The sequence below is a fragment of the Pseudomonas sp. NPDC087804 genome (assembly GCF_044742965.1).
GTDB classification, from domain to species: Bacteria; Pseudomonadota; Gammaproteobacteria; order Pseudomonadales; family Pseudomonadaceae; genus Aquipseudomonas; species Aquipseudomonas rustica.
In genome coordinates, this window is the sequence record NZ_JBIUVN010000013.1 from 125,617 (window position 1) to 132,005 (window position 6,389).

5 protein-coding genes and 1 pseudogene are annotated in these 6,389 nt (G+C 57.0%); 1 reads left to right on the forward strand and 5 read right to left on the reverse strand.

The features are described from left to right. Positions 1 to 51 precede the first annotated feature (51 nt). The 4 genes from livG to ACIOMO_RS17630 form a co-directional block, all read right to left on the reverse strand. Positions 52 to 819, reverse strand: a complete 768-nt coding sequence (gene livG / locus ACIOMO_RS17615) for a high-affinity branched-chain amino acid ABC transporter ATP-binding protein LivG (RefSeq protein ID WP_034154995.1) — start codon at positions 817 to 819, stop codon at positions 52 to 54. Further along, on the reverse strand, positions 816 to 2,072 hold the full coding sequence (locus tag ACIOMO_RS17620; RefSeq protein WP_008082257.1) for a high-affinity branched-chain amino acid ABC transporter permease LivM: 1,257 nt from the start codon (positions 2,070 to 2,072) through the stop codon (positions 816 to 818). Before ACIOMO_RS17620 ends, livG begins: the two co-directional genes overlap by 4 nt. Further along, positions 2,069 to 2,992, reverse strand: coding sequence for a high-affinity branched-chain amino acid ABC transporter permease LivH (livH, locus tag ACIOMO_RS17625; RefSeq protein WP_401242426.1), 924 nt, complete (start codon positions 2,990 to 2,992; stop codon positions 2,069 to 2,071). The genes ACIOMO_RS17620 and livH overlap by 4 nt, the downstream gene beginning before the upstream one ends. 230 nt (positions 2,993 to 3,222) lie before the next feature. Next, positions 3,223 to 4,350 carry a branched-chain amino acid ABC transporter substrate-binding protein gene (locus ACIOMO_RS17630; protein WP_053117839.1) on the reverse strand — a complete coding sequence of 376 codons (1,128 nt, stop codon included), beginning with the start codon at positions 4,348 to 4,350 and terminating at the stop codon, positions 3,223 to 3,225. A 352-nt stretch (positions 4,351 to 4,702) separates the two neighbouring features. On the opposite strand from ACIOMO_RS17630, the gene ACIOMO_RS17635 reads away from it, so the two are divergent. Next, a complete protein-coding gene (locus ACIOMO_RS17635) occupies positions 4,703 to 5,023 on the forward strand; it encodes a DUF2288 domain-containing protein (RefSeq protein ID WP_401242430.1) in 321 nt (106 codons plus the stop codon). Positions 5,024 to 5,299: 276 nt separating this feature from the next. On the opposite strand, the pseudogene ACIOMO_RS17640 reads toward ACIOMO_RS17635, so the two are convergent. Further along, positions 5,300 to 6,389 (reverse strand): annotated as a pseudogene (locus ACIOMO_RS17640) (hypothetical protein); the annotation flags it as partial.

Genomic DNA, 6,389 nt, shown 5'->3' on the forward strand with positions numbered 1-6,389 from the left:
CAGGGCCTGGATCTTGCCGTAGAAGGTGGAAACGTTTTCGAACTGCAGAATTTACGCTTCCCCCAGGTAGGCTTTGATCACTTCAGGATTGTCGCGGATCTGTTCCGGCGTGCCGTCGGCCAGAGGCGTGCCCTGGTTGATCACGACGATGTGGTCGGAAATGCTCATGACCAGTTTCATGTCGTGTTCGATCAACAGCACGGTGACGTTGTGCTCCTCACGCAGCACGCTGATCAGCGCCTTGAGGTCTTCGGTTTCCTTCGGATTCAGGCCGGCGGCCGGTTCGTCGAGCATGAGGATCCGCGGACGGGTCATCATGCAGCGGGCGATTTCCAGACGCCGTTGCTGACCGTAGGCCAAGGTGCCGGCGGTACGGTTGGCGAACTCTTTCAGGTTGACCTTTTCCAGCCAGTACTCGGCAAATTCCATGGCCTCGCGCTCGCTTTTGCGGAACGACGGGGTCTTGAACAGGCCGGCCAGAAAGTTCGTGTTCAGGTGACGGTGCTGGGCGATCAACAGGTTCTCGACCGCCGTCATGTCCTTGAACAAGCGCACGTTCTGGAAGGTGCGCACCACGCCTTTGAGGGCGATCTTGTGGCCCGGCAGGCCTTGAATCGGCTCGCCGTCGAGCAGGATGCTGCCACCGGTGGGCTGATAGAAACCGGTCAGGCAGTTGAACACGGTGGTCTTGCCCGCGCCGTTCGGCCCGATCAAGGCAACCACTTGTTTCTCTTTGACGGTCAGGGCCACGCCGTTGACCGCCAGCAAGCCGCCGAAGCGCATGCTCAGGTTCTCAACTTTTAAGATCTCGCGGCTCATTTTCGCAACTCCATGTGTGGGCGTTGCATCGGCAGCAGACCTTGTGGACGCCAGATCATCATCAACACCATCAGCGCACCGAACATCAACATGCGGTATTCGCTGAACTCACGCATCATTTCCGGCAACAGGATCATTACCACGGCAGCCAGGATCACACCCAGCTGCGAGCCCATACCACCCAGCACGACAATGGCGAGGATGATTGCCGACTCGATGAAGGTGAACGATTCCGGGGTCACCAGACCCTGACGGGCGGCGAAGAAGCTACCGGCGAAACCGGCGAACGCAGCGCCAAGGGTGAACGCCGACAGCTTGATGATCGTCGGATTCAGACCCAAAGCACGGCAGGCGATCTCGTCTTCACGCAGCGCTTCCCACGCTCGGCCGATCGGCATGCGCAGCAAACGGTTGATAACGAACAGCGCCGCCAGCGCCAGCACCAGGGCAACCAGGTAGAGAAAAATCACCTTGTTGATCGAGTTGTATTGCAGGCCGAAATACTCGTGGAAGGTTTGCATCCCTTCCGCAGCCTTGCGTTCAAAGGTCAGGCCGAAGAACGTCGGTTTCTCGATGTTGCTGATGCCGTTCGGACCGCCAGTGATGTCGGTCAGGTTACGCAGGAACAGACGGATGATCTCACCGAAGCCGAGGGTCACGATCGCCAGATAGTCACCGCGCAGACGCAACACCGGGAAGCCCAGCAGGAAGCCGAACGTCGCCGCCATCAGGCCGGCAATCGGCAGGCAGATCCAGAAGCTCAAGCCGTAGTAGTGCGACAGCAGCGCGTAGCTGTAGGCGCCGACGGCGTAGAAGCCGACGTAACCGAGGTCGAGCAGACCGGCCAGACCGACGACGATGTTCAGGCCGAGGCCGAGCATCACGTAGATCAGGATTAGCGTTGCGATGTCCACCGCGCCACGCGAACCGAAGAACGGCCACACCAGTGCACCGATGATCAGCGCAATGATGAAGTAGCGTTGCGTAGTCGGCAGGGTCAGGAAGTTGCTGGCCTTGGCCGGGATCAGCGGCATACCCGGCGAGGATTTCCACGCCTTGCTGATCTGCTGGTTGAACAGCACCCGCAGGAACATCAGCACCGAACAGATGGCGATGGTCGCCAGAATCATCGGACTGGTGTTATGCACTTCGAGGTTGATGCCGACGATGGTCAGTTTCAGTCCGAGTACCGGGTAGGCCACAGCCCACACCAGCAAGGCACTGAACAGTGCCTGTTTAAGATTCCTAGTCATACTTTCTCAACCTCCGGACGGCCCAGAATGCCGGTCGGACGGAACAACAGCACCAGAACCAACAAGCCGAAAGCCACGACGTCCTTGTATTGGTCGCCGAAGATATCGGCGCCAAACGCTTCCGCCACCCCAAGCACCAACCCGCCGAGCATGGCGCCGGGGATGCTGCCGATGCCGCCGAGTACTGCTGCGGTGAAGGCTTTGAGGCCGACGAGGAAACCGGCGTTGGGGTTGATCACGCCATATTGCATGCTCAGCAGCACGGCCGCGATGGCCGCCAGCGCAGCACCAATGACGAAGGTCAGGGCGATGATGTTGTTGGTGTTGATGCCGAGCAAGTTGGCCATCTTGATGTCTTCGGCGCAGGCGCGGCAGGCGCGACCCAGGCGAGAACGGGAGATGAACAGCGTCAAGCCGAGCATGGCGATCAGCGTCACCACGAACACCACGATTTGCATGTAGGAAATCAGCACTTCATGTGCGCCACTTGGCCCGAAGGAAATGTTCCCGGGGATCAGGTTGGGGATGGATTTGTCCTTGGAGTCTTGCGCCAGCAGAACCGTGTTCTGCAGGAAGATCGACATACCGATGGCGGAGATCAGCGGGATCAGACGGTTGCTGCCGCGCAGGGGGCGGTAGGCGATCCGTTCGATGCTGTAACCGTATGAACTGGTGACAACGATGCTCGCAATGAAGGCCGCGGTCATCAACAGCGGGACGTTGTCGATTCCCATCATGGCCAGCCCGGCGATGGCGATGAACGCCACGTAGGAGCCGATCATGTACACCTCGCCGTGGGCGAAGTTGATCATTCCAATGATGCCGTAAACCATCGTATAGCCGATGGCAATCAGGGCATACGTGCTGCCAATGGTCAGACCATTAACCAGCTGCTGGAAGAAGTGATAGAGGTCAGGCATTACAACGCTCCTAAAAACCTGATACGCATTTCACTGGTGGAGTCATTTTCCCGCCCGGCCCCGTGGATCTGTATCCACTTCGAATCCGGGTTTTGCCAGCGAACCGCTGATGACGGTTTTGAGATTTTCAGGTGGGGAGACTGGCGGATCACGCCAGCGCGGCCCATACATTCGTAAAACAAAGCCCACGGCACGCCGTGGGCTTTATTGGCAGTCAGTCAGGCAGCGCCTTACTGAGGGGATACTTCAGTTTTTGGTTTGCCGAAGTGCCACTCGTAAACCACAAATTTGAAGTCCTTCAGGTCGCCCTTGGCGTCGAAGCTCAGGTCGCCAGTCGGGGTTTTGAAGGTGCCAGCGTGAATGGCTTCAGCCACTTTGGCCGGGTCTTCGCTCTTGGCAGCGGTGATACCGCCGGCAATCACTTCAACCGCCGAGTAGGAAGGGAACACGAACGGGCCGCTCGGATCTTCTTTCTTCGCTTTGAATGCATCAGCCAGGGCGATGTTGGCCGGATCCTGGTCGAAGGATTTCGGCAGGGTTACCAGCAGACCTTCGGAAGCGTCTTTGGCGATCTGCGAAATCGAGTCGTTACCCACGCCTTCCGGACCCATGAACTTGGCTTTCAGGCCTTTTTCAGCCGATTGACGCAGGATCAGGCCCAGCTCCGGGTGGTAGCCGCCGTAGTAAACGAAGTCGACGTTGGCTTGCTTGAGCTTGGCGATGATCGAGGAGAAGTCCTTGTCGCCGGCGTTGACGCCTTCGAACACGGCAACTTTCACGCCTTTCTTCTCAAGGGTCGATTTGACGGCGGTGGCGATGCCTTCACCGTATTGCTGTTTGTCGTGCAGCACAGCAACGATTTTCGGTTTGACGTGATCGGCAATGTAGTTACCGGCGGCAGGGCCCTGGGCGCTGTCCAGACCGATGGTACGGAAGACCATTTTGTAACCACGGGCGGTGATGTCCGGGCTGGTGGCAGCCGGGGTGATCATGATCACGCCTTCGTCTTCGTAGATGTCCGAAGCCGGTTGAGTGGAGCTGGAGCACAGGTGACCGACCACGAACTTGACGCCGTCGTTGACGACCTTGTTCGCTACCGCTACTGCTTGTTTCGGATCGCAGGCATCGTCGTATTCAACGGCTTCGAGTTTCTTGCCGTCGACGCCGCCCTTGGCGTTGATTTGCTCGATGGCCATTTTCGCGCCACTGAACTGCATGTCGCCGTATTGGGCTACTGGACCGGTCTTAGGGCCGGCGATACCGATTTTGATGGTGTCAGCTGCGAACGAATGGCTGGCAACCCCGGCCAGAACCATAGCGGCAAACAGTTTGGAAATCTGCTTAGTAGCCTTAGTCATAGTGCTCCACTCTTACTGTTGTATTTTTTTTGAGTTCTGGCGCCGTAGCAGCAGAACCGGGTCAGATATCTTTGCGATACCCTCCGGAAATGCCCCCGGCAACTGTACCGGTACAGTGTAGAGCGCCGGTTGTTAGCCTGGGAAGCGGGCGCCGAGGGGCAAAACCTGAGGGTGTCGCTTTTTTGAATGAAAAAGACAGAATTGCGGCGGGGCGTTCGTGGGGTTATGCCCCAATCAGCAGCATTCCTTGGCTTTCCTGCTCTTTTCGTTCGGTACAGCCTTTTGCAACCGGGTTTTGCTGACGGATCACCGACGTTATTATTCGCGTCGATTTCTTTTCCGGACAGTTCCCATGAATCAAGAACCTAGCACCCTCTATGCCAAGCTGCTTGGTGAAACCGCATCTATTACCTGGAAAGAGTTGGAGCCGTTCTTCGCCAAGGGCGCCCTATTGTGGGTCGACCCTGACCTGGATTTGATCGCCGCCGCCGAGGCCGTGGCGTCGGATGATGGCGAGAAAGTCGCCGCCTGGCTGGCCGAAGACAAAGTCGCCAAGCTGTCTGAAACGCGGGCGCTGGATCTTTTCGAACGCGATCCGCAACTGTGGGCAGTGGTGGTTTCGCCGTGGATTCTGATCCAGGAAAGGGCGGGTTCTGCCGACGTTGCACCTTGATGGTGCGTCCGCTGGTCAGCGAAAAGTGTGTAGCGGAGTAGCGTGATGGCACGTTGCCGTGAAGAAAGGCCACAAGCGAGGGTGGCATCACGGTGACGTAAACGTAACGGGAACAGTTGAGAGAGCAGCCTTTGGGCTGCTTAATTGTTTCTGGATATTGAATTTAGAATTGGTGCGTCTGAAATGGCCTCATCGCGAGCAGGCTCACTCCTACAGGGAAACGCATTCCAATTGTAGGAGTGAGCCTGCTCGCGATTGCCGCGACGCGGTCTTCGATCAGACCGTAAACGACTTCCCGGTATGGTTATTCAGCGAAATAACCTTGGTCTTGCCAATCCGGTGACGATAGATCTCGCGCAAATACTTGATCGACTTCTTCACACAATCGCGCGACAACCGAATGTCATTGATCGAGACAAACTTGTCTTTGTCGTTGATCAGCTCGCGGTACTTCTTCTCGTACATCGGTTTGATCGCGTACCAGTTGGTGTCGAGGATCTTCGCCGGGTTCTCGAATTCATTAAGCAGATCATCAATGCGATCTTCGTCGAATTCTTCATTAATGATGAAGTCGAGAATCGAGTTGTCCAGCGTCTCATCGAAACGGTACGGCGTCTTGGCGAAGCAGCGTTTGATGAAGGCGACGATCAAGGTCAGGAAATCATCCGACAGGCACGGGCTCTTCGCGATCAATGTGGTCAACGACAGGTTGGCCGAGGCGCCGATCACCAGCGCATAACGCTTGAGCGTGGTGTTGGGGAACAGGCTGTTGAGGTGGGTCTTCAACCGGTTCAGATCCATGTACGACAGCTTGTAATCCTTCGGCAGCGAAACGATCGAGACCACCGACGAGCAATTCTTGAAGAAGTGCAGGTCGTGCAACGCGGCGGCGTCGTAGCCGGAATTCTTGTACTGCTCCAGCGAAGCGCGATAACGCTTGGATTCGATCGGCAGCAGGCTGATGCCTTCAATCGCCTGCGTGACTTTGTTGAAGTGCGGCAGGTCGATCGAGCGGAAGAACAGATCGTCGATGTTCAGGCGCTGCGGTTCTTTATCGAACACCTTGAATTTGTCGCTGCTCGGCGGCGGAGTTTCCGGCACCACCGATTCGGCGTAGGCAATCGCCACCGGGCCGGCCAGACTCATGAACAGGTCGTTGGCATCCAGGCGAATGGTCTCACCGATGTCGATGCCGGCGCGGCGGAAATAGTTCTGATCGTAGTCAGTCGTCACCGCCTGCGCCGTCAGAATGTTGAAGATTTGCTGCGAGATGTATTGGTTGGCGTGCTTTTCCATCGCATTGACATCAATGTTCTGGATGTTGCCGTCATCGCTCTCTTCGGCGTAACGCATGATGTCGTTGGAG

What these genes read in the sequence shown, in the direction of transcription:
- livG (WP_034154995.1), bottom strand. Translation starts at nt 819, where the DNA reads ATGAGCCGCGAGATCTTAAAAGTTGAGAACCTGAGCATGCGCTTCGGC.
- ACIOMO_RS17620 (WP_008082257.1), bottom strand. Translation starts at nt 2,072, where the DNA reads ATGACTAGGAATCTTAAACAGGCACTGTTCAGTGCCTTGCTGGTGTGG.
- livH (WP_401242426.1), bottom strand. Translation starts at nt 2,992, where the DNA reads ATGCCTGACCTCTATCACTTCTTCCAGCAGCTGGTTAATGGTCTGACC.
- ACIOMO_RS17630 (WP_053117839.1), bottom strand. Translation starts at nt 4,350, where the DNA reads ATGACTAAGGCTACTAAGCAGATTTCCAAACTGTTTGCCGCTATGGTT.
- ACIOMO_RS17635 (WP_401242430.1), top strand. Translation starts at nt 4,703, where the DNA reads ATGAATCAAGAACCTAGCACCCTCTATGCCAAGCTGCTTGGTGAAACC.